This is a genomic window from Geodermatophilus sp. CPCC 206100 (assembly GCF_048569675.1).
Lineage (GTDB): Bacteria > Actinomycetota > Actinomycetes > Mycobacteriales > Geodermatophilaceae > Geodermatophilus.
The window spans coordinates 1-21,093 of record NZ_JAQISV010000030.1 but is presented as its reverse complement, the minus strand read 5'-3'; the positions used below and the strand labels follow the sequence as shown (position 1 = coordinate 21,093).

The 21,093-nt window shown below is 74.2% G+C and carries 16 protein-coding genes and 1 pseudogene; 11 read left to right on the top strand and 6 right to left on the bottom strand.

Translation table 11 applies throughout. The features are described 5' to 3' along the window. Window positions 1-15 precede the first annotated feature (15 nt). Entirely contained in the window at window positions 16-6,012 is a 5,997-nt protein-coding gene (locus PGN05_RS15000) for a DUF4011 domain-containing protein (RefSeq protein WP_419753358.1), read from the bottom strand. 231 nt (window positions 6,013-6,243) lie between these two features. On the opposite strand from PGN05_RS15000, the gene PGN05_RS14995 reads away from it, so the two are divergent. From PGN05_RS14995 to PGN05_RS14980, 4 genes are all read left to right on the top strand, one after another. Further along, window positions 6,244-6,861 (top strand): hypothetical protein, encoded by a 618-nt coding sequence (locus PGN05_RS14995; RefSeq protein ID WP_419753357.1) that lies wholly within the window; start codon window positions 6,244-6,246, stop codon window positions 6,859-6,861. A gap of 43 nt (window positions 6,862-6,904) precedes the next feature. Next, window positions 6,905-9,169: a TerD family protein gene (locus tag PGN05_RS14990; RefSeq protein WP_419753356.1), complete on the top strand. Its 2,265-nt coding sequence runs from the start codon at window positions 6,905-6,907 to the stop codon at window positions 9,167-9,169. An 83-nt stretch (window positions 9,170-9,252) separates the two neighbouring features. Further along, window positions 9,253-10,047: an enoyl-CoA hydratase/isomerase family protein gene (locus PGN05_RS14985; RefSeq protein WP_419753355.1), complete on the top strand. Its 795-nt coding sequence runs from the start codon at window positions 9,253-9,255 to the stop codon at window positions 10,045-10,047. A gap of 37 nt (window positions 10,048-10,084) precedes the next feature. After that, the gene (locus PGN05_RS14980; RefSeq protein WP_419753354.1) at window positions 10,085-10,669 is read left to right on the top strand and encodes a DUF4234 domain-containing protein; all 585 of its coding nucleotides are present in this window, start codon (window positions 10,085-10,087) and stop codon (window positions 10,667-10,669) included. Window positions 10,670-10,672: 3 nt separating this feature from the next. Here the strand turns inward: PGN05_RS14980 and PGN05_RS14975 are convergent, their stop codons facing one another. Continuing rightward, entirely contained in the window at window positions 10,673-11,749 is a 1,077-nt protein-coding gene (locus PGN05_RS14975) for an acyl-CoA desaturase (protein ID WP_419753353.1), read from the bottom strand. Between the two features lie 219 nt (window positions 11,750-11,968). On the opposite strand from PGN05_RS14975, the gene PGN05_RS14970 reads away from it, so the two are divergent. The 4 genes from PGN05_RS14970 to PGN05_RS14955 all read left to right on the top strand — a co-directional run bounded on the left by PGN05_RS14970 (window position 11,969) and on the right by PGN05_RS14955 (window position 14,393). After that, window positions 11,969-12,439, top strand: a complete 471-nt coding sequence (locus PGN05_RS14970) for an NUDIX domain-containing protein (RefSeq protein WP_419753352.1) — start codon at window positions 11,969-11,971, stop codon at window positions 12,437-12,439. A gap of 120 nt (window positions 12,440-12,559) precedes the next feature. Further along, window positions 12,560-12,739: a hypothetical protein gene (locus PGN05_RS14965; RefSeq protein ID WP_419753351.1), complete on the top strand. Its 180-nt coding sequence runs from the start codon at window positions 12,560-12,562 to the stop codon at window positions 12,737-12,739. Window positions 12,740-12,848: 109 nt separating this feature from the next. Further along, on the top strand, window positions 12,849-13,838 hold the full coding sequence (locus PGN05_RS14960; protein ID WP_419753350.1) for a ferritin-like domain-containing protein: 990 nt from the start codon (window positions 12,849-12,851) through the stop codon (window positions 13,836-13,838). 132 nt (window positions 13,839-13,970) lie between these two features. Continuing rightward, a complete protein-coding gene (locus PGN05_RS14955; RefSeq protein WP_419753349.1) occupies window positions 13,971-14,393 on the top strand; it encodes a hypothetical protein in 423 nt (140 codons plus the stop codon). Between the two features lie 11 nt (window positions 14,394-14,404). On the opposite strand, the gene PGN05_RS14950 is transcribed toward PGN05_RS14955, so the two are convergent. Together PGN05_RS14950 and PGN05_RS14945 are read right to left on the bottom strand one after the other, a co-directional pair. Next, window positions 14,405-14,686, bottom strand: a complete 282-nt coding sequence (locus PGN05_RS14950; RefSeq protein ID WP_419753348.1) for a DUF427 domain-containing protein — start codon at window positions 14,684-14,686, stop codon at window positions 14,405-14,407. Window positions 14,687-14,749: 63 nt separating this feature from the next. Further along, window positions 14,750-15,133 carry a PaaI family thioesterase gene (locus tag PGN05_RS14945; RefSeq protein ID WP_419753347.1) on the bottom strand — a complete coding sequence of 128 codons (384 nt, stop codon included), beginning with the start codon at window positions 15,131-15,133 and terminating at the stop codon, window positions 14,750-14,752. 124 nt (window positions 15,134-15,257) lie between these two features. Here PGN05_RS14945 and PGN05_RS14940 point away from each other — a divergent pair, with 124 nt between their 5' ends. The 3 genes and pseudogenes from PGN05_RS14940 to PGN05_RS14930 all read left to right on the top strand — a co-directional run. Beyond that, window positions 15,258-16,526, top strand: coding sequence for an FAD-dependent oxidoreductase (locus tag PGN05_RS14940; protein ID WP_419753346.1), 1,269 nt, complete (start codon window positions 15,258-15,260; stop codon window positions 16,524-16,526). Continuing rightward, window positions 16,523-17,626 (top strand): cupin domain-containing protein, encoded by a 1,104-nt coding sequence (locus PGN05_RS14935; protein ID WP_419753345.1) that lies wholly within the window; start codon window positions 16,523-16,525, stop codon window positions 17,624-17,626. The genes PGN05_RS14940 and PGN05_RS14935 overlap by 4 nt, the downstream gene beginning before the upstream one ends. Before the next feature lie 319 nt (window positions 17,627-17,945). Then, window positions 17,946-18,467 (top strand): annotated as a pseudogene (locus PGN05_RS14930) (fumarylacetoacetate hydrolase family protein); the annotation flags it as partial. A 60-nt stretch (window positions 18,468-18,527) separates the two neighbouring features. Here PGN05_RS14930 and PGN05_RS14925 read toward each other — a convergent pair. Both PGN05_RS14925 and PGN05_RS14920 read right to left on the bottom strand, forming a co-directional pair. Next, a complete protein-coding gene (locus PGN05_RS14925; RefSeq protein WP_419753344.1) occupies window positions 18,528-19,652 on the bottom strand; it encodes a 2-oxoacid:ferredoxin oxidoreductase subunit beta in 1,125 nt (374 codons plus the stop codon). Next, window positions 19,649-21,093: 2-oxoacid:acceptor oxidoreductase subunit alpha (locus PGN05_RS14920; RefSeq protein WP_419753343.1), on the bottom strand; the 1,445-nt coding region annotated here is incomplete at its 5' end. The genes PGN05_RS14920 and PGN05_RS14925, both read right to left, overlap by 4 nt.

Here is a 21,093-nt window from a genome sequence, read left to right as displayed (position 1 = left end):
ACGGAAGGGGAGGGGTCAGGGGGCGGTGGCGAGGGTGCCGTCGTCGGAGCGGGTGAGCCGGCCGGCGTCCAGCGCGCGGGTCAGCGCGGCGGTGAGCAGCGGGGTGAGCGACGGCGTCCGGCGGCGGTAGCCGAACACCTCCGCCGTCCGCGCGAACAGCTCGTCCTCGCCCAGCCCGGCGCCGGCGCGGACCAGCGCCACCATCGCGTTGCCGACCTCCTGCGGAGCGACGTGCTCCAGCGGCCGGTCGGCGCTGGCGGCCTGGCGGCGGAACGCCGTCCACCCGTCGCGGTCATCGGGCTCGGGCCAGACGAACTCGCCGTCCAGCGAGCCCTCGGGCAGCAGGGCCAGCAGCGCGTCGCGGCGGGCCTCGCTGACGCGGGTCAGCCCGAAGGCGCTCGCGGTCAGCCGGGCCAGGCGGTCGCGGTGCACCGGCCCCTCGGCCTTGACTCCCGCGGTCAGCACGCGCTTGACCGTGCGGGCGGTGCGCGCGTCGGACAGGGTGTCGAGCGCCTTCTTCTCGCCGGCGGGCCGGGGCGCCCACGGGGCGAACGGCAGCTCGCCGTCCAGCGCCGTCGCGGCGGGGGCCTTCCGGACCGCCCGGCGGACCGGCTTGGGCGCGGCCTCGACCGCGGGCGGCTCTCCCACCGGCGCCTCGACGAGCACCGGTGCGGCCGACCGCAGCGGCGCGACCACCCGGACCTCCGGCCCCACGACCTCCCCGGCCTCCGTGGCCACGACGGCCGGCTCGGCGACGCGCTCGGCGACCGGTGCCGGCTCGGCGACGGGCTCGGTCGGAGGCGCCGCGGTCACCGGCTCCGTCCTCGGGGCGGGCACGGCGTCGACGGTCGGGACGGCGGCGGCGAGCCGGTCGAGGACCTCGTCGCGGTCGCGCAGCCAGGTCGGCAGCCACACCCGCTCGACCGCGGGCCAGCGCAGCATCCCCGACAGCACCTCGACCGGCAGCCCGTCGCGGTCGCCCACCGTGCGCCGGCGGGCCCACGCGGGGCCGTCGAGCAGCACGGCCATCACCGGGGCGTCGGGGGCCTCGGGGCGGGCGACGGAGAGGTCCACCCGGAACTCGGACAGCCCGACGTCGGTGCGCACGACCAGCCCGCGCTCGCGCAGCGCGGCCGCGATCTCGTCGCGGTGCCGGTCGGGGACCGGAGCCGGGCGGGCGTCGCGGGGCAGCGCGTCGGTCCCGAGCGCGGCCAGGTCGAGGTAGGCGCGCAGGTGCTTGATGCCGACCGAGGAGGTCTGCTCGGCGCGCAGCTGCGACGGGTCGAACGACGAGAAGACGACGACCTGCCGGCGGGCGCGGGTGACCGCGACGTTGAGCCGGCGTTCGCCGCCCACCCGGTTGAGCGGGCCGAAGTTCAGCGGCAGGAAGCCGCGGTCGTTGACGCTGAAGCCGGTCGAGAAGAGCACGACGTCGCGCTCGTCGCCCTGCACGTTCTCCAGGTTCTTGACGAACAACCCCTCGCCGTCGGTGCGGTCCAGCGCCTCGACCAGCCGGTCGTCGCCGGCGTCGCGCAGCAGGCCCTCGATGTAGGCCCGCTGCTGGGCGTTGAACGTGACGACGCCGATCGAGGGCAGCCGGTCGAGGGAGGCGTCGAAGCGGCGGCGGATCTCCGCGACGACGGCCTTGGCCTCCATCGGGTTGGTGCGCAGCAGCCGGCCGGCGCCCGAGCGGTGGAACGTGCCGTTGACCCGCACCAGCGAGATGCCGCGGCCATCGACGTCGGGGGAGGGCCGGCCGTGGGTGGGCGCCGGGAACGAGGAGAGCCGGTTCTCGTAGTAGGTGGCGTTGCTGAACGCGATCAGCGACTCGTCCTGGCTGCGGTAGTGCCAGGACAGCCACTGCCGCGGCACCCGGGCCTGCACGCACTCGGAGAGGATCGACTCCTCGTCCTCCACCGCGGTGCCCAGCAGCTCCATGGCGTCGTCCTCGGCCGATCCGGAGGAGGGCTCCATGAACGACGTCGGCGGCATCTGCTTGCTGTCGCCCACGACGACGGCGGCGCGGGCCCGGCCCAGCGCGCCCACGGCGTCGGCCACCCGGATCTGCGAGGCCTCGTCGAACACGACCAGGTCGAACAGGCCCGCCTCGGCCGGGAAGAACCGGGCCACGGAGTCGGGGGAGACCAGCACGCACGGCATGACCGCGGTGACCAGCTCGCCGTACTGGGCCAGCAGCCCGCGCACCCCGAGCCCACGGCGGGCCTTGGCCAGCTCCCGCTGCAGCGCGCCGACCCGGCCGTCGCCGCCGGCCGCGTCGAACGGTCGCGCCGCCAGCACCGAGCCGGGCAGCGCCGTCCGCAGGTGCTCGCGCACCGCGCGCGAGGCGGCGGTGAACCGGCCGATGGCCTTCTCGTGCACGCCGGCGTCGAAGCCGTCCAGCCCGCAGGCGCCGCGGCGCTCGGCGACCGAGGCCAGGGCCAGGCCGTGCTCGAAGGCGCCGACGGCGTCGTCGGCCGGCAGCTCGCCGCTGACCAGCAGCGCCCGGGCCTCGTGCAGGCCGGCGGCGCGCAGCGGCTCGAGGGTGTCGAGGAAGTCCGCCCAGCGGCGCAGCGACATCAGTCCGGTGTGCTCCACCCCGCGCTCGGGCCGGGTCATCTGCCAGCGCAGCACCAGGCCGTCGTCGCCGGCCCACCCGGCCATGCGCCGCGCGTCGCTGCGGCACACCCGCAGCAGCCCCGTCACCGCGTCGCGCAGGCGGGCCACGGCCGCGCCCGTGGCGGCGTCGGGGCCGGGCCCCTGGACGAGGAAGCGGCGCAGCGCGACGGCGAACTCGCGGTCGCTGTCGACGGCGGTGCCGGCCCGCTCCAGCCACTCGACCTGGCCGACGAGCAGCTCCGGATCGGCCAGCGGGTTCCACGTCTGCGGCACCGCGAGACCCGGGATGACCGAGGCGCGGCCGACGATGCCGCCGGCGGCGGACTGCAGCCGCCAGAGCTGGGCGGTCAGCTCGGCGACGTCCCGGAGCCGGACCTTGACGCCCGGTCGCAGCACCGGCGCGAGCTGCTCGCGCACGGCCCGCAGCCCGCTGCGCCGGGCGAACCAGCGGGCGGCCTGCGCGGTCTGGGCGGCGACGTACAGGTCGGCCAGCGGCAGCTCCAGCGCGGCCGGGGTGGCCAGCTCGAGCCCCGGGTGGACGGCGGTGCTGAACGCGGCCACCTCGCCGAGCAGCGAGCTGGTGGCGTACGCCCAGCGCTCGGTCGGCACCTCGTCGAGGACGTCCAGCGTCGTCGCGGGGCCGGACAGGAGGTGGGCGAGCGCGTCGAGGTCCGCGGGCGTGCGGACCTCGCGCAGGGCCCGGGCCAGGTGCGGCTCGGCCGGCAGCGCGCGGATCGCCTCGTCGACGGCGGCCGCGGCCCGCTGCGCGGCGAGCAGGTCGACCTGGTGGGTGTCGACGAACGCCCACGCGTGCTGCGGGGAGGGCCGGGTCAGGTCGGCGATGTCGGGCAGCAGCGCCAGCGCCCGGCGCACCTCGGTCATCGTCTCGGGAGAGGCGGCGGCGACGAAGGCGACGGGCAGCGGCAGCGACGGGACGTCGTCCCGCGCCGCGAGCACCGCCGTCCGGGCCGAGTAGAACGACAGCCCGGCGGCGTTCTCCGCGTGCAGCCGGTCGGCGTAGCGAGCCAGGGTGCGGCGGGCCGAGCGCAGGTCCTCGCCGTCGGCGGCCAGGCCCTGCCCGTCGGCGGCGACGGCGTGCTCCAGCGCGGCCTTGACCTGGGCGCGCACGACCGAGGTCCGGCTGCCCTTGTCGTGCAGGTCGAGGGCGAACGGGCCCATGCCGACGGCGTCCAGCCGGCGCGCGACGACGTCCAGCGCCGCCCGCTTCTCGGCGACGAAGAGGACCTTCTTCCCGTCGGCGACGGCGCGGGTGAGCAGGTTGGTGATCGTCTGCGACTTGCCGGTGCCGGGCGGGCCCTCCAGCACGAAGGTGCGGCCGGCGGCGGCCTCGGCGACCGCGCGCAGCTGCGAGGCGTCGGCGGGCACGGGGCACTGCGCGGCGAGCTCGTCGAGGTCGACCCGCCCGGCGGTGTCGGGCGCGGGGTCGGCGAACGGCTCGGTGGGCGCGTGCACGAGGTGGTGCACCAGCGGGTTGGCCGCGAAGTCGGCCCAGTGCTCGTCGAGGTCCTTCCAGAGCCGGAACTTCGCGAACTGGAGGACGGCGAGGTCGGCGGTCGCCTCGACGCGGTGCGGGAGCCCGGCGTCGGCCAGCGCCTGTCGGGTGGCCTGCAGCGCGCGGTCGAGGTCGATGCCGGCGCCGTCCTCGGCCGGCTCGGCGAGCCCGGGGACGGCCAGCCCGTGCACCTGCCGGAGCTTCTCCAGCAGGCAGTAGTTGGGGGTGCTGGAGCCGGTCTCGTCCAGGGCGAGCCGGTAGAGGCCGTTGCGGCTGGCCGGGGTCAGGGTGACCGGGACCAGCACGAGCGGCGAGCGCAGCGGCCTGCCGTCGAGCTCCCACACCAGGCTGCCCAGCGCGAGGTAGAGGTTGTTGGCGCCGGTCTCCTCGCGCACCGTCTTGGCCTTGTAGGCGAGGTTGCGCAGCCGGGGGAGGTAGCCGCCCTCGGTGACGTCGGCGTGCACCGACCGGCGCTCGGCGAGCACCTCGGCGAGGTGGTCGGCGGGCAGCTCGGCGGCCGACCGCAGCCCGCGCTCGCGCTGGACGGCGGCGATCCGGTCGCTGGGCAGCAGCGAGACGGCCGTCCCGGCGTGCAGCAGGTTCTCCAGCGACGCCAGGGAGGCCGGCGGGACGGTGAGCGGCAGGCCGGCGCGCTCGGTGTAGTTGATCAGCCGGTTGCGCAGGCTGAGGTCGAGCAGGCTGTTCTTCCACTGCTGGACCCGGGCCGGGGTGTCGCCGCGCCCGGGGGCCGGCGGTGCGGGGACCCGCTCGACCGGGCGGGCGGCGACGCTGTGCTCGGCCGGCCGGTACTCGAACACCTGCACGGCGCCGTCCAGGCCCCGGGTGCGCGCCGGCAGGGGGACGATGCCGTCGCGCCGGGCGCGGTGGACGTCGGTGACGCCGAGGACGCGGTCGAGGTCGCCGGTCAGCCACGGGGTGGCGGCCGCGGCGTGCAGGTCGGCGTCGTCCACCGGCGCGCGGCTGGTGAGCAGCGTGGTCTCGACCAGCCGGATGAGCCCGAGGTCGACCAGGTTGACCAGCGGCGCGACGTCGGTCGTCGCGGCGCTCTCCGCGCCGCGCTCCTCGCGCCAGTACCCGAGGAAGGCGTGGCCCTCGGCGAGCCACAGCAGCGGCCGGACGCCGGCCTGCTCCAGAGCGGCGGCGAGGGTGACGACGGTGTCCAGGCAGGTGCCGACCCGCCCGTCGAGGACGTCGCCGGGCGTGCGCACCTTCTGGCCGACGTCGGCCCAGCTGGCCGGCGGCTCGCTGTAGCGGATCTGCCGGCGGCGCATCGCCTCGGTGAGGGCGGCGACGATCTCGTCCACCCGCTCCGGGCCGGACTGGTAGCCCTGCACCGATCCGCTGCCGGTGCGCTCCTCCAGCAGGTCGCTGGCCTCGGCGATGAGCGCGGCGACCGCCGGGTGGTTGGGCAGGACGTGGGCGGCGAGCATCTCCAGCGCCAGCGGGACCGGCGCGGCCAGCCACTGGTTGGCGGCCAGCACCTGCACAGGGACGGCGGTGCCGCCGACGTCCTCGCCGTCCACCAGCAGGTCGATCTCGATCGACCCGGGCCGCTGCTCCTCGATCTGCAGCATGGCCGCGGGGTCCATGACCAGGCCGACGTCGCTGAGCACGGTCGTCTGGCCGGCGTCGAGGTCGACGAGCAGCTCGACGGGGCTGCCGATCGGACCCTCCGCGTCGCGGACGCCGAGCCGCACCGTCGCCGCGCGCGCTCCGCCGCCGTGGTTGGTGAACGCCAGCCGGCTCACCACCGGGACCCGGTTGTGGGCCAGCGCGTAGCTGAGGACGGGGGTGGAGGTCGCCTGGATCGCCACGGCCGGCCGGGTGCTCGTCTCGGGTGCCCGGAGGTCCGTGGTGCTCATGTCGTCCTGTCTACCGCCCCGGACGGACCGGTCCGATCAGGCGCGGGGAGCGTCTGGGGCGGGTGTGACAGGAGGGGGCGGTCTGACCACGGACGACGGTCGGACCACCTCCGGAGGGTCACGAAGCCGTCAGCGGACGCCGAGAACCGTGCGCCGATACGGGTCGGTCTCGTCCGGTGTCGCGCGGCCGGCCGCCGGGTCGTCCGCCCTCCCGCTCACCTCGGAGTACCCGTGTCGCACCCGCCTTCCCAGCCGCCGTTCCCGCCCGACCAGCACGGGCCGGCCTCGTGGCCGGCCGGCCCGCAGGAAACGGCCCCGCTCCTCGCCGCTGAGCCTCCGCAGAAGCCGTTCCTCAAGCGGCCGTGGGTGTGGGGCGTGGCTGCGGCGTTGGTCGTGGGCATCGGCATCGGCAACGCCAGCGCGGGCTCGGACGAGGTGGCCTCGGGCGAGGCGGCAGCGACGTCGACGTCGCGGTCCACCGCCGCGTCCAGCACCCCGGCGCCACCGCCCTCCGTGGCGCCCCTTGCCACCGTGGCACCGCCAGCCACCGTCGCGCCCACCCCGTCACCCACCATGCCGCCGCCTCCACCGACCACCCCGCCTCCGCCCGTGGTCGACTTCCCCATGCCGGGTCTCGTCGGCCTCGACCTGCAGACCGCCCAGAACACCGTCCAGACGTTCGGCGTCTTCTTCAGCCGCTCCCACGACCTCCTCGGGTCCCGGAGCCAGGCGGTGGACTCCAACTGGGTCGTCTGCACCCAGAACGTCCCGCCCGGTCAGCGGGTGACCGGCAACGCGGAGGGGCTCATCGACCTCGGCGTCGTGAAGCGCGAGGAGTCCTGCCCCTGAGCTGAGGAGGGGTCTGTACCGCCCGAGGTGGCAGGCGACCCGCGTGACGGCAGAGACGAGCGAGGCGCAGGAGCGGCACGAGTTCGTGTCGCAACGTGGGTGGGGCTTGCTGCCGCTCATAGTTCCGCTCGTGCCAGAACTGACCAGAGGACAGAACGCGTCGTTGCCGGAGGACGTGCAGCGTCTGCGCGTCGTCGTGACGTGGGACCAGCAGGCCGAGGACGTCGATGTGGACGCCTCCGCTCTCCTGCTCGACGAGCGCCATCGCGTGCGTTCCGACGAGGACTTCGTCTTCTACAACCAGCCCGCCGCTGCCGACGGGTCGGTGCAGTACCTGGGCGGCGCCAGTACGGACACCGGCATGCAGGAGAGCCTGGCGCTCGACCTGGAGCACCTCCCCGCGGACTGCTGTGCGGTCGCGGTGACGGCCAGCGTCAGCAGCGGGACCTTCGGTGACCTCAGCGGCCTGCGCATGCTCGTCCTCGACAGCACCGGCCAGCAACTCGCGAGCTACGACATCGCCGACGTGGGCGAGGAGACCGCCTTCGTCTTCGGCGAGGTCTACCGACGGGACGGCGGGTGGCGAGTTCGCGCGGTCGGCCAGGGCTGGGACTCGGGTCTCGCCGGGCTGGCGCAGAGCTTCGGCGTGACGGTCGACTCGGACGACGCAGGTGACGAGTTGGGCGACCTGTCGAGCGAAGAGCCGGAAGCGGATTGCTCGGCCACCGGGGGGACCGACGAGCCGTTGGCACCCGAGGTGGACGAGGCCGATGAGTCCGCCCCCGGCGACGACGATCTCGTCGACGTCCTGGAGGTCGAGGCCGCCAGCGAGGCCGAGCCGATGGCGGTCGTCATCGAGCTGCCGCAGCCCCGCGCGACCCCTGTGCCGCGCGCCGACGCGGCCGGGTCCCGTCCGGCCCGCGAGGCGCGGAAGGGCGTGCGGACCCGGAAGCAGCCGCAGCCGAAGCCTGCCAAGCCCGCCCTGCGCCTCGCCGGGGACGAGTCGTGGCAGGCGGCGCGGCTGTTCTCCATCTCCGGCGTCGGCAACGCCGAGGAGCAGGAGAAGCGGGCGACGTCGGCACTGCTCGCCACGATGATGGGCGTCCGGCCGTTCGGCCGGGGTGTCACCGCTCGCGTCGGCGCACCGGCGGGCACCGTCGAGACCTACCTCGAGGTCGCCTTCCCGCGCGGAGAGCAGACCGTGTTCCCCGACGGCGTCATCCGGGTGGCCAGGGGTTCTCGCCTGTGGACCGGCCTGCTCGAGACCAAGACCGGCAACAACCCGCTGCGTCGGGACCAGGTGGAGAACTACCTCGATGTGGCCCGGCAGCAGGGCTTCGACGCCGTGATCACCCTGTCCAACGACATCCCGCCTGCGGTGGGCGAGCACCCGGTCGCCGTCGACCGACGAAAGCTGGCCAAGGTCGCGCTGTTCCACCTGTCGTGGGCGGAGGTGCTGCACGAGGCGCGCATGGTGCTGACGCACCGGGGTGTCGAGGACCCTGACCAGGCCTGGATCCTCAGTGAGTTCATCCGCTACCTCGAGCACCCGCGTTCGGGGGCGGTGGGCTTCGACGACATGGGGCCGTCGTGGGTCCCGGTTCGTGAGGCGGTCGCGGCCGGCACTCTCCGGGCCGGTGATCGCAAGGTCCCCGAGGTGGTCGACGCGTGGACACGGCTCATCCGGCACCTCACGATGCGGTTGACGGCCGAGCTGGGTGTGGCCGTCACGCATGTCCTGCCGCGCAAGCTGGCGTCCGATCCCGACGCACGGTCACGGGCCGGCGTTGAGTCGCTGGCCTCGACCGGATCCCTGTCGGCGACGCTGAAGGTCCCCGGCGCGGCCGGACCGGTCACCGTGGTCGCGGACCTGCGCACCACGCAGGTGCGGGTCAGTGCCAAGGTGTCGGCGCCCCAGGAGGGCACCAGCCAGCGGCGCATCTCCTGGCTCCTGCGTCAGTTGAAGGACGCTCCCGACGATCTCCTCATCGACGTGCTCTTCCAGGGAGGACGGGAGTCGACCTGTGAGCAACTCCGCGACGTCCGCGAGAAGCCGGCGGCCCTGACCGGCTCCACCGGCTCGGAGGTCACGTCGTTCGTGCTCACCTGGCAGCAGCCGCTCGGGCTCAAGCGCTCCGGTGTCCGAGGCGCGTTCATCCCGAGCATCACCCAGGCGCTGGAGGGCTTCTACGCGCGGGTCGTCCAGCCGGTGCGGCCGTGGGTGGCGCCGGCTCCACAGCTCCCCGAGGACGCCGTCGTTCCCGGTGACCAGGTAGAGGCCGATTCCCGGGAGGACGTCGCGGGCTGACGTCGTGTGCGCCGGCGCCCGGTTCGGAGCGGCGGAACCGGGCGTCGGCGCACCCGCTCGGCCGTCGTGAGAGGTTGCCGGGCATGAGCGGCGCGCAGCGGCGGGAGTCGGGCCTGATCGTCGAGGACCGCGGGCACGTCCGCGTGCTCACCCTCGACCGGCCGGAGCGGCGCAACGCGCTGTCGTCGGCGATCCAGGCCGACCTGGTCGAGGAGCTGCTCCGGTGCGCCGAGGACGGCGAGGTCCGCGCGATCGTGTTCACCGGCAACGGCCCCGCCTTCTGCGCCGGCTTCGACCTCAAGGAGATCCGGGAGGGCGACGAGCGCGGCGAGCTCTTCCGCCCGCCGATGAACCGGCCCACCCGGTCGCTGTTCGAGGTCGTCACCGAGACGCCGATCCCCATCGTCGCGGCCATCACCGGCGCGGCGGTCGCCGGCGGCTTCGAGCTCGCGCTGGCGTGCGACCTGCGCGTCGCCGCGCCCGGCATCCCCATGGGCCTGCCCGAGGCGAAGATCGGCATGGGGGCCAACTTCGGCTCCGTCGTCCTGCCCAAGCGCATCCCCATGGGAATCGCCCTGGAGCTGCTCTACACCGGCGAGTCCGTGACCAGCGAGGTCGCCGAGCGGTGGGGGCTGGTCAACCGCCTCGTTCCGGTGGACGACGTCCTGCCGACCGCACTGCGGCTCGCGGAGGCGATCGCCGCCAACGCCCCGATCTCGGTCCGGCGCATGAAGGAGACCGCGGTCAAGGCGCTCGAGCTCCCGCTGTGGCAGGCGCTGCGGCTCGACGTCGGGCCGAACCCCTACCTGAGCGAGGACCGCAAGGAGGGCATCGCCGCCCGGCTCGAGAAGCGCCCGCCGAGGTGGACCGGGCGCTAGGTTCGGTCCGACGCCGATGGGGTCAGGAGGACGCGCCGTGACCGATCCGCTGAGGAAGCAGCCACCCCCACCGCCGCCCGGGTACGCGCCGCAGCACGATCCCGGACAGCAGCCGGCGTACCCCCCGCCGCACGGGTACGACCCGCAGGGCAACGGGCAGCTCGGCTCCGGCCCGCCCGCGTACGGCGCCCCGCCGCCCGGCTACTCGCCGATGCCCGGAGCCCCGGCGGGGTACGCGGCCCCCACCGGCCCTCCGGGCCTGATGCGGCCGACCGGCATGACGATGCTGCTCTTCTTCGTCACCTTCGGGATCTGGGGCTTCATCTACTACTTCCAGGTGCACGAGGAGATGCGGCGGCACAGCGGCCAGGGGCTCGGCGGGGTGCTCGCCCTCGTCATCGCGATCGTCTTCGGCATCGTCTCGCCGTTCCTGCTCAGCCACGAGGTGGGTCAGCTCTACGAGCGCCGCGGACAGCGGCCGCCGGTCAGCGCCCTGACCGCGCTGTGGTTCTTCCCGGGGGTGTTCATCCTGGTCGGCCCGTTCATCTGGTTCGTCCGCACCAACCGGGCGCTCAACGACTACTGGGCGAGCCTCGGCGTCCGGGAGACCACGCTCGTCTGACGCTCACCGCGCCGAGCGGAACTGCTGCGTCACCGGGCACTGGTAGGCGTCCCGCTGCCCGATGCCGACCCGGTCGAGGTACCGGACGACGACGCCGAACGTCTCGACCAGCCCCATCTCGGTGTACCGCACGCCGCGCGCCGCGCAGTGCGCGCGCACCAGCGGCTGCGCCCGGCGCAGGTTGGCTCGCGGCATGCTCGGGAAGAGGTGGTGCTCGATCTGCAGGTTGAGGCCGCCCATGAGCAGGTCCGCCCAGCGGCCGCCCCGGATGTTGCGCGACATGAGCGTCTGCCGGCGGAGGAAGTCGATCCGCGCGTCCGGTGGCACGATCGGCATCCCGATGTGGTTGGTGGCGAAGGTGCCGCCCAGCAGCAGCCCGAAGACGGCGAGCTGGACGCCGAGGAAGGCCGCGGCCAGGCCGACCGGGAGGGTCCAGAGGAGCAGGGCGACCAGGCCGCCCAGCCGGACGGCGAGCATCGCGGCCTCGGCCCGCCGGTGCCGGGCGTCCCCGCCGCGGAGGACGTGCGCGACCGCCCCGCGGTGCAGGTTGGCGCCCTCGAGCAGGAGCAGCGGGAAGAACAGCGCACCCTGGTGACCAGCGAGCCACGCGCGGAACCCGCCGGCCCGCTGGGCGGCGGCGCCGTCCTCGGCGGTGAAGACGACGACGTCCGGGGCGATGTCGGGATCGGCGCCGCGCCGGTTCGGGCCGGCGTGGTGGCGGCCGTGCTTGCGCATCCACCAGCCGTGGCTCAGGCCCACCACCAGGTTCGACAGCACCAGCGCGGCCCGCTCGTTCGCACGCGGGGACGCGAAGACCTGCTGGTGGGCCGCGTCGTGGGCGAGGTACCCGGCCTGCGCCAGCAGCGCCCCGAGCGCCGCGGCGACGGCCAGCTGCCACGTCGAGTCCCCGAGCCGCACGAACGCCGTGCCGACCAGTCCGAACCCGCCCGCGAGGGCAGCGGCGCGCAGGGCGTAGGCGCCGTACCGCCGCTCGAGCAGCCCCGCCGCCCGGACGTCGCGCGCCAGGTCGGTGTAGTCGCTGGCCTGGCGGTCGCGGGGTCTGGGCGCGGTGGTCTCCATGCGGACGAGCCTTCTGCGGGCCCGGGTCACGGACGATCCAGCCAGCACGCGTCTTCGGCGTCGGGCCAGCCCGACAGGGGCGGCGACCGTGGTGGTCGGGAAGGTCGTGCTCTGCCCACACGGGTGGGCAGAGCACGAGCTTCCCCGAGGACACTCCCCGGCCCCGACTCCGACCCGGCCCGGCCCTCGTGGCCACAATGGCCGGGTCGGGAGGTGGGGGTGGCGAGGACGAGCGCGGGCGTGCTGCTGTGGCGGCGCGGTGCGGACGGCGCCCCCGAGGTGCTGCTCGGGCACATGGGCGGGCCGTTCTGGGCGAGGAAGGACGAGCGCGCCTGGTCGCTGCCCAAGGGCGAGTACGGCGAGGGCGAGGACCCGCTGGCCGCTGCCCGGCGCGAGTTCGCGGAGGAGCTGGGGTCGCCGGTCCCCGCGGCCGAGCTGGTGCCGCTCGGTGAGGTGCGCCAGTCCGGCGGCAAGCGGCTGACCGTGTGGGCGGTTGAGGGCGACCTGGACGCCGCCGCCTGCCGGAGCAACACCTTCCCGCTGGAGTGGCCGCCGCGCTCGGGGCGGGTGCAGGAGTTCCCGGAGGTCGACCGCGCCGCCTGGTTCGGCGTCGAGGAGGCGCGGGTCAAGCTGGTCGCCGCGCAGGCGGCCTTCCTCGACCGGCTGCTGGAGCTGCTCGCCGCCCCGTAGATGACGGTCCGGTGACGTGTCGTACCACCCAGCTCTCGGCGGGCCGTCTGGGGCGTCGGTGCTGGCAGGGTCCCGGTCCAGCGAAGTCACCCGGACTTCCCAGACCCCGAGGAGGCACCCATGACGTGCGCCCACTGCGGGGCCGCCGAGCAGCGCGGCCGTTTCTGTGTCGGCTGCGGCACGGCCGTCCCGCCGTCGTTCCGGACGGCACCGCGCCCCCGCTCCCCGCTGGCCGACGAGCTGACCCAGCCGGTCCTGCGGCTCGAGCGCCCCTCGAAGCCGGCCGTCCCCGCGCGCTGACCCCCCACCGGGCTCCCAGCGCCGTGGGCCCGGTGGTGCGTGACCGGACTCACTGCTAGCAATCCGCTTGCTGTAGTTAGCGGACGATCGGAGCGGGCACAGTGGAGTCATGACCGACACGCTCCTGAAGGCCGACACGGCCAAGATCGTCAACCAGCTCCGCGCGCTGGTCCTGCTCACCCGGACCGAGGAGCAGGTGGCCCGGATCCGCGTCGGGCAGGCCCGCACCGAGGCCGTCCGCCGCGAGCTCACCCAGAACGCCGACCACGCGGCTGAGCGCACCAAGGCCATCACCGAGCAGCTGCGCGTCCTGGGCGGCGTCCCGGACGTCGTCACGCCCGCCGTCGGCCGGCTGGCCGCCTTCCTCAAGGCGACCCTCGAGCAGGGCGAGCCGCTCGAGGAGGCCCTGCTCCAGGACCTGTCCCTCGAGCACCAGCTGCTCGACCGCGCCACCTACGTGAAGGTGCTCGCCGAGAAGGCGGAGCTGCCGCGGGTCAAGGCGCTTGCCGAGCGGCTGATCACGGCGCACTCGGCCACCGTCGAGTGGCTGACCGTCGTCCTCGCCGAGGAGGCGCTCGGTGGCCCGGCCGCCCTGCAGCCCACCCCGTTCCAGCGGGTCGCCGGCGGCGCCGTGCGCGTGGCCAACGCCCCGGTGCGGTTCGCCGCGAACGCCGTCAACGAGGTCCTCGACACCGCGCAGCAGCGCCGCGAGGAGGCCGGCCAGAAGCTCGGTGAGGTCGCCGGCAAGGCCACCTCCTTCACCGACGCCGTCCGCGAGACGCTCACCGTCGGCCGCAGCGCCGCGCTGCGCCGGGCCGAGCGGATCGCCCGCCGCGAGGGCAACACCGAGGCCGCGGACGCGGCCAAGGCCGCCCGCGAGGAGCTCGGCGACATCTCCGCCGCCGAGCTGCCCATCAAGGGCTTCGACTCGCTGTCCACCCAGGACGCGATCAAGGCCGTCAAGCAGCTGCGCACCGCGCACGAGGTGAACGTGGTCATCCGCTACGAGGAGACCCACAAGAACCGCACCGCCGTCGTGAACGCCACCCAGACCCGCCTGGCCGCGCTGGCCAAGGAGGCCGTGGGCGTCGACAGCTGACGCATCGCAGCCAGGGCCCGCACCCCCTCCTCGGGGTGCGGGCCCTGCCTGTGCGCAGACGACCGATCACTCGCGGGTGACCTCGGTCGCAGGGTGTTTGACCCGCCGAACGGGGCGGGGATGGGATGACTCATGAGCATCACACCCGGGGCCCTCGAGGACGAGTTCTCCCTGACGACGGCCGTCACCCGCCTGGACTTCCTCAGCCGGCGGGACAGCGGGGCCACCACCCTCAACACCGTCGCGGACGTCGACGAGGACGACTGGAGCTCCTTCCGGGAGACCCCGACGTCGCTCGACGTCCCGGAGTCCCTGGAGCTCCTGGCGCTCGGCGAGGTGGTCGCCCGCAAGGCGCACGACAGCCAGCTGGTCGGGTTCCGCGCCGCACTGCGCGGCGGGGCCAGCTGGGCGCAGGTCGCCCAGGCGCTCGACGTCTCGCCGGGTGAGGCCTGGACGCTGTTCCAGCGGCTCATCGAGCGGCAGGAGCGCGCCCGGCTGCTCGACCCGCAGGACGCCGCGGCCGCCCGGCAGCTGGCCGGCGCCCAGCCGCGGTAGCGCCGGGTGCGTCAGGAGACCTCGACGCCTCGCCAGAAGGCGACGCGGCCGGTGATCTCCTTCGCCGCGTCCTTCGGCTCCGGGTAGAACCAGGCCGCGTCGGCGTTGGTCTGCCCGTCCACGTCGAGCGAGTAGTAGGACGCCCTGCCCTTCCACGGGCACACGGTCTGCGTGTCCGAGGGGCGCAGGACGTCGTCGCGCACCGCCTCGCGGGGGAAGTAGGCGTTGCCCTCGACGGTGACGATGTCGTCGGACTCGGCGATGACGGTCCCGTTCCAGCTCGCGATGGCCATGGAACCCCGAACACCGGGTTCCGGAACCGCATTCCTCCCGGGGTGCGGCTGCGTGCCGCGCGGTCAGCGCTGCAGCAGCGCGAAGGTCGCGACGGCGTGGGCGAGGGCCCGGCCGTCCTGCTCGACGTCGGCCTCGCAGACGGTCAGGTGCTCGCCGCGGGTGCGCACGCGGGCGGTGACGGCCAGGGAGCCGGGCGCTCCGGGCCGGAGGTAGGTCACGGTGAGCTGGCTGGTGGCGGGCACCTCGCCCGCGCCGGTGGTGGTCCGGACCGCCTGCCCCATCGCGGTGTCCACGAGGGTCGCCACCACCCCGCCGTGCAGGGTGCCGGCCGGGTTGAGGTGCTCCTCGCCGACGTCGAACTCGATCCGGGCGCTGCCGTCGTCCGCGTCGGTCACCTGCGCCCCGAGCCGCTGGGCGAACCCGCCGGGTGCTGCCTCGTCTGCCACGGCAGGCCCGTACCCGGCTCCCGCGCCGGTCAGCCCTGTCCGACGGGGACGGGAGTGGTTCTGCCGACCGGAACTCTGCTGGGTGGCCTGTGCAAGTGGTGGAACGCTGCTTAGCCTGACTGCCATGACCTGGGACCCGGTGACCGCCCAGCCCGTGGGCCCCGAACGACCGATCGTGGTGGTCGGCGCAGGCCCGGTCGGCATGACCGCCGCCGCGACGCTGGCGCACGCGGGCCTGCCGGTCGTCGTCGTCGAGCTGCACCCCGAGCCGCGACCGGACTGGCGGGCCAGCACCTTCCACGCGGCGACCCTCGAGCTGCTCGAGACGATCGGCATCACCGACCAGATGCACGCCGAGGGCCTGGTGGTGCCCACGTACCAGTTCCGCGACCGGGCCGACGGCCTCGTCGCCGAGTTCGACTTCCGGCTGCTGGCCGACGAGACGCGCTATCCCCACCGGCTGCAGCTCAACCAGCAGCACCTCGTGCGGATGCTGTACGACCGGCTGCGCCAGGACCCGAACGTGCAGCTGCGCTTCGGCACCGAGCTGAGCGGCCTGCGGGTCGAGGACGACGGCCCGGTCCTGGCGCTGCGCGGCCCGGACGGCGGGGTCGAGGAGCTGGCGGCGTCCTACGTGGTCGGCGCCGACGGCCCGCGCAGCGCCGTCCGGAACGCCGTCGGCGTCGCCTTCGAGGGCTTCACGTACCCGGAGCAGTTCGCCATCGTCAGCACCTCGGTGGACCTGCAGCAGCTGGTGCCCGACCTGGGCCACGTCAACTACGTCGCCGATCCGCAGGAGTGGCTGTTCATCCTCCGGACGCCGGAGTCCTGGCGGGTGCTCTGGCCGCTGCCCGCGGGGTTCGCCGTCGAGCAGGCCGAGGACCCGGACTACCTGCAGTCGGTGCTGCAGGGGGTCGCCCCGTACCCGCCCGGCTACCCGGTGGTCGACCAGCAGGTCTACCGCGTGCACCAGCGGGTCGCCGCGGCGATGCGGGTCGGGCCCGTGCTGCTGGCCGGCGACGCCGCGCACATCAACTCGCCGATCGGCGGCGTCGGCCTGAACTCGGGCATCCACGACGCCATGGACGCCGCCCGCCGGCTGGCCCGGATCGCCCGCGGGGACGGCGACGCCGAGGCCGAGCTGACCGCCTACGACCTGGTCCGGCGGACCGTCGCGGTGGAGTACGTGCAGGCCGACACGCAGCGCAACACCGACCGGCTGCGCGAGCGCGACGAGGCCGTCCGCCGGCAGCACCAGGACGACATGCGGGCGATCGCGGCCGACCCCGAGAAGGCCCGGGCCTACATCCGCCGGGTGTCCCTGCTGGAGAGTGTGCAGCGGTTCGGCATCGGCCGGCCGCCCGCGGAACTGGAACTGGAGGCACTCCGATGACCGCCACCCCCGCCACCGCCGCGTCGCGCACCGACGTCGAGCTGGAGGCCCTCTACCGGGACCTCGCTGCGGTCGACCTGCGGCCGCTGTGGACCATCACCGAGCAGCTGCTCACCCCCACCCCGAAACCGCAGGCGATCCCGTGGCTGTGGTCGGCGGCGACGATGAAGCCCCTGGCCCGCCGGGCGATCGAGCTGGTGCCGGTCGAGCGCGGTGGTGAGCGGCGGGTGCTGAGCCTGCAGAACCCGGGGCTCGGCGGGCAGCCCTACGCCGCCGGGACGCTCTGGGGTGCCATCCAGTGCCTCGGCCCGCGGGAGACCGCGCCGGCGCACCGGCACACGCCGGGCGCGGTGCGCTGGGTCCTCGAGGGCGAGGGCGTCTGGACGACCGTGAACGGCGACGCCTGCGACATGCACCCCGGCGACCTCGTGCTCACACCGTCGTGGAACTGGCACGACCACGTCAACGGCGGCGACTCGGAGATGTTCTGGTTCGACGGCCTGGACCTGCCCATGGTCGCGGCCCTGGACGGCGTCTTCTTCGAGGAGTACCCGGGGCCGGGGGAGAACCAGCCCGAGCCGGCCGAGCACAACCTCTCCGAGCGGGCGCACCCGCCGGGCACCCGGTACGTGCAGGGCTCGGTCGACGGGCCGCTGACCCCGGCGCCCTCGCCGCTGCTCATCTACCGCTGGGCCGACACCGCCGCCGAGCTGGACCGGCTGGCCGCGGAGTCCGACGAGCCGGTCATCGCGCTGGAGTACGTCAACCCGACCACCGGGGCCAGCGTGCTGCCGACCCTGGGCTGCTCCGTGCTCCGCGTCCGGGCCGGCGGACACAGCCGGCCGGTGCGCCGGTCGGGCAACGCGGTCTACGTGGCGTTCCAGGGCCGCGGGTCCACGGTGATCGACGGGCAGCGGTTCGACTGGGGCCCGGGCGACATGTTCGTCGCGCCGTCCTGGTCGGCGGTCGAGCACGCGGCCGACGAGGAGTGCGTGCTGTTCGCGCTCACCGACGCCCCCGTGCTGCGCGCCCTCGGCATCTACCGGGAGCAGGTCCTGCCCGACGAGCAGACGGTGACCGGCACCTTCACCCCCCGCTGAGTACGACATCCGCCGCTGACACTGGAGTTCCGTGAAGCTCGCACTGTTCGACGACAACCGGCTCGGGGTGGTCTCGGCCGACGACGCGACGCTGGTCGACGTGACCGACGCGCTGCCCTGGCCGCACGACCCCGACCCGGTCACCGCCGGGTGGTGGCGGGCTCTGTGCCGCGACTTCGCCGCGCTGGCGCCGCGGCTGCGGGAGGCCGCCGAGTCGGGGACGCCGCGACCGCTCGCGCAGGTCACCCTGCGGGCGCCGGTGCTCGGGCCGTCCAAGCTGGTCGCGGCGGCCAGCAACTACGGCGAGCACGTCGCCGAGATGCACGACGTCCAGGAGCGCACCCTGGGCCGGGTCGAGGCCTGGATGATGGAGTTCGACGTCTTCCTCAAGGCGCCGTCCTCGATCGTCGGTCCGGGCGCGGAGGTCGTGCTGCCGCGGGACGTCGTCGCCGCGCAGCAGGAGGTGCACCACGAGTCGGAGCTGGTGATCGTCATCGGCGCCGGCGGCAGGGACATCCCCGTCGAGTCGGCGATGGACGCCGTCCTGGGATTCACCGCGGGCCTGGACATCACGGTGCGCAGCGCCGCCGACCGGTCCCGGCGCAAGAGCTACGACAGCTTCAGCCCGCTGGGTCCGTGGGTGGTCACCGCCGACGAGATCGGGGACGGCTCCGACCTCGACATCCTGCTCACCAGCGGGGGCGAGGTCCGGCAGTCGGTGAACACCCGCGACCTCATCACCCCGGTGCCGCACATCGTCGCCTACGCCTCGACCATCATGACCCTGGTGCCCGGTGACGTGATCTTCACCGGCGCCCCGCCCGGCGTCGGCCCGATCACCTCGGGCGAGAAGCTGGAGATGAGCATCAGCCGCATCGGCTCGATGGCGGTCACCGTCCGCTCAGGCGGGGACGGTCCAGGTGTCGGTGCCGGTGAGGATGGCGTCGAGGTCGGCGGGGCCTTGGGTGGTGGCCTGGGTGAGTTGGTCGGCCATCATGGCGTCGTAGGTGGGCTTCTGGACCTTCCGGAACACGCCCATCGGGGTGTACCGGAGGTCTTGGGAGGACAGCCGGGACAACGCGAACGCGTAGGACGGATCGGTGCGGGTGGCGTCGTGGATGACGATGTCGGCCGCCTCGACCTGGTTGGTGTCGGCGATCCGCAGCCCGCCGGCGTCGTCGCGGATGACGCAGGAGGCGCCGTCGGGGCCGAAGACCAGCGGGCGGCCGTGCTCGAGTGGGATGGCCCACTGGGTGCCGGTGGTGGGGTCTTTGAGCAGGTCGAAGGCGCCGTCGTTGAAGATGTTGCAGTTCTGGTAGATCTCCACCAGCGCGGTGCCGCGGTGTTCGGCGGCCTGGCGGAGCACGTCGGTGAGGCCCTTGCGGTCGGAGTCCATGGCGCGTCCGACGAAGGTGGCATCGGCGCCCAGGGCCAGCGAGACCGGGTTGAACGGGTGGTCCAGGGAGCCCATCGGGGTGGACTTGGTGACCTTGCCGACCTCGGAGGTGGGGGAGTACTGGCCCTTGGTGAGGCCGTAGATGCGGTTGTTGAACAGCAGGATGGTCAGGTTGACGTTGCGCCGCAGGGTGTGGATCAGGTGGTTGCCACCGATGGACAGCGCGTCGCCGTCCCCGGTGACCACCCACACCGACAGGTCGGGGCGGGAGGCGGCCAGGCCGGTGGCGATGGCCGGGGCGCGGCCGTGGATGGAGTGCATGCCGTAGGTGTTCATGTAGTACGGGAAACGGCTCGAGCAGCCGATGCCGGAGACGATGACCATGTCCTCGCGGGCGATGCCCAGCGAGGGCAGGAAGCTCTGGACGGCGTTGAGGATGACGTAGTCACCGCAGCCGGGGCACCAGCGCACCTCCTGGTCGGTCTTGAGGTCCTTGGCCTTCAGGGCCGTCTGCTTCTCACCCTGGCTCTCCAGGGAGGCGGTGATCGCCTCGGCGATCGGGCCGTCGGGGGCGCCGGGCATGCCCAGGTCGTGCACCCGGTCGTGGTGGGGGTGGTCGGTGGTGGTCATTCCCCGCCTCCGGTGGGGTCGGCGGCGAGCGGGGCGCCGCTGGTGGAGTCGATGACGTCCTGGATGACGGCGGCCAGTTCGGCGGAGCGGAAGGGCAGGCCGCGGACCTGGGTGTGGCTTTCGACGTCGATCAGGTAGCGGGCGCGCAGCAGCATCGACAGCTGTCCGAGGTTCATCTCCGGGCAGATGACGCGGTCGTAGCGGGCCAGCAGGTCGCCCAGATCGGCGGGCATCGGGTTGAGGTGGCGCAGGTGGAGCTGGGCGACCGGGCGCCCCGAGCGGCGGATCCGCCGGCAGGCGGCGCCGATCGGCCCGTAGGTGGAGCCCCAGCCGATCACGGCGACCCGGGCGTTCCCGTCGGGGTCCTCGACCTCGGTGGGCGGGAGGGTGGCGGCGATGCCGTCGACCTTGGCCTGGCGCAGCCGGGTCATCAGGTCGTGGTTGGCCGGGTCGTAGGAGATGTTGCCGGTCCGGTCGGCCTTCTCCAGCCCGCCGATGCGGTGCTGCATGCCGGCGGTGCCGGGGATGGCCCACGGCCGGGCCAGGGTGTCGGGGTCGCGCAGATAGGGCAGGAACTCCCCGTCCTCGCCGTTGGGCTCGGTGGCGAACCGCACCGCGCCGCGCAGGTCGGGCAGCGCGTCGACGTCGGGGATCGGCCAGGGTTCGGCGCCGTTGGCCAGATAGCCGTCCGACAGCAGGATCACCGGGGTGCGGTAGGCCAGCGCGATCCGCGCGGCCTCCAGGGCGGCGTCGAAGCAGTCGCCGGGGGAGCGGGGCGCGATCACCGGCAGCGGCGCCTCGCCGTTGCGGCCGAACATGGCCTGCAGCAGGTCGGACTGCTCGGTCTTGGTCGGCAGCCCGGTGGAGGGGCCGCCGCGCTGCACGTCGATGACCAGCAGCGGCAGCTCGGTCATCACCGCCAGCCCGATCGCCTCGCTCTTCAGCGAGATCCCCGGCCCCGAGGTGGTGGTCACCCCCAGCGCGCCGCCGAAGGACGCGCCGATCGCCGCGGCCACCCCGGCGATCTCGTCCTCGGCCTGGAACGTGCGCACTCCGAACGCCTTGTGCCGACTCAACTCGTGCAGGATGTCGCTGGCCGGGGTGATCGGATAGGCGCCCAGGAACACCGGCAGCCCCGAGCGCTGCCCCGCCGCGACCAGCCCCAGGGCCAGCGCCTGGTTGCCGGAGATGTTGCGATACCGGCCCGGCGCCATCGGCGCGGGCTTGACCTCGTAGGAGACCGCGAAGGCCTCGGTGGTCTCGCCGTAGTTGTAGCCGGCCCGGAACGCCGCGATGTTGGCCGCGGCGATCTCCGGGCGGCGGCGGAACTGCCGCTCCAGGAACCGCACCGTGCCCTCGGTCGGGCGGTGGTACATCCAGGACAACAGCCCCAGGGTGAACATGTTCTTGGACCGCTCGGCCTCCTTCTTGCCCAGCCCGG

Bases quoted from the DNA above. Each gene is read 5' to 3' on its own strand.
- PGN05_RS15000 (WP_419753358.1), bottom strand. From the start codon at position 6,012: ATGAGCACCACGGACCTCCGGGCACCCGAGACGAGCACCCGGCCGGCC.
- PGN05_RS14985 (WP_419753355.1), top strand. From the start codon at position 9,253: ATGAGCGGCGCGCAGCGGCGGGAGTCGGGCCTGATCGTCGAGGACCGC.
- PGN05_RS14975 (WP_419753353.1), bottom strand. From the start codon at position 11,749: ATGGAGACCACCGCGCCCAGACCCCGCGACCGCCAGGCCAGCGACTAC.
- PGN05_RS14965 (WP_419753351.1), top strand. From the start codon at position 12,560: ATGACGTGCGCCCACTGCGGGGCCGCCGAGCAGCGCGGCCGTTTCTGT.
- PGN05_RS14960 (WP_419753350.1), top strand. From the start codon at position 12,849: ATGACCGACACGCTCCTGAAGGCCGACACGGCCAAGATCGTCAACCAG.
- PGN05_RS14955 (WP_419753349.1), top strand. From the start codon at position 13,971: ATGAGCATCACACCCGGGGCCCTCGAGGACGAGTTCTCCCTGACGACG.
- PGN05_RS14950 (WP_419753348.1), bottom strand. From the start codon at position 14,686: ATGGCCATCGCGAGCTGGAACGGGACCGTCATCGCCGAGTCCGACGAC.
- PGN05_RS14940 (WP_419753346.1), top strand. From the start codon at position 15,258: ATGACCTGGGACCCGGTGACCGCCCAGCCCGTGGGCCCCGAACGACCG.
- PGN05_RS14935 (WP_419753345.1), top strand. From the start codon at position 16,523: ATGACCGCCACCCCCGCCACCGCCGCGTCGCGCACCGACGTCGAGCTG.
- PGN05_RS14925 (WP_419753344.1), bottom strand. From the start codon at position 19,652: ATGACCACCACCGACCACCCCCACCACGACCGGGTGCACGACCTGGGC.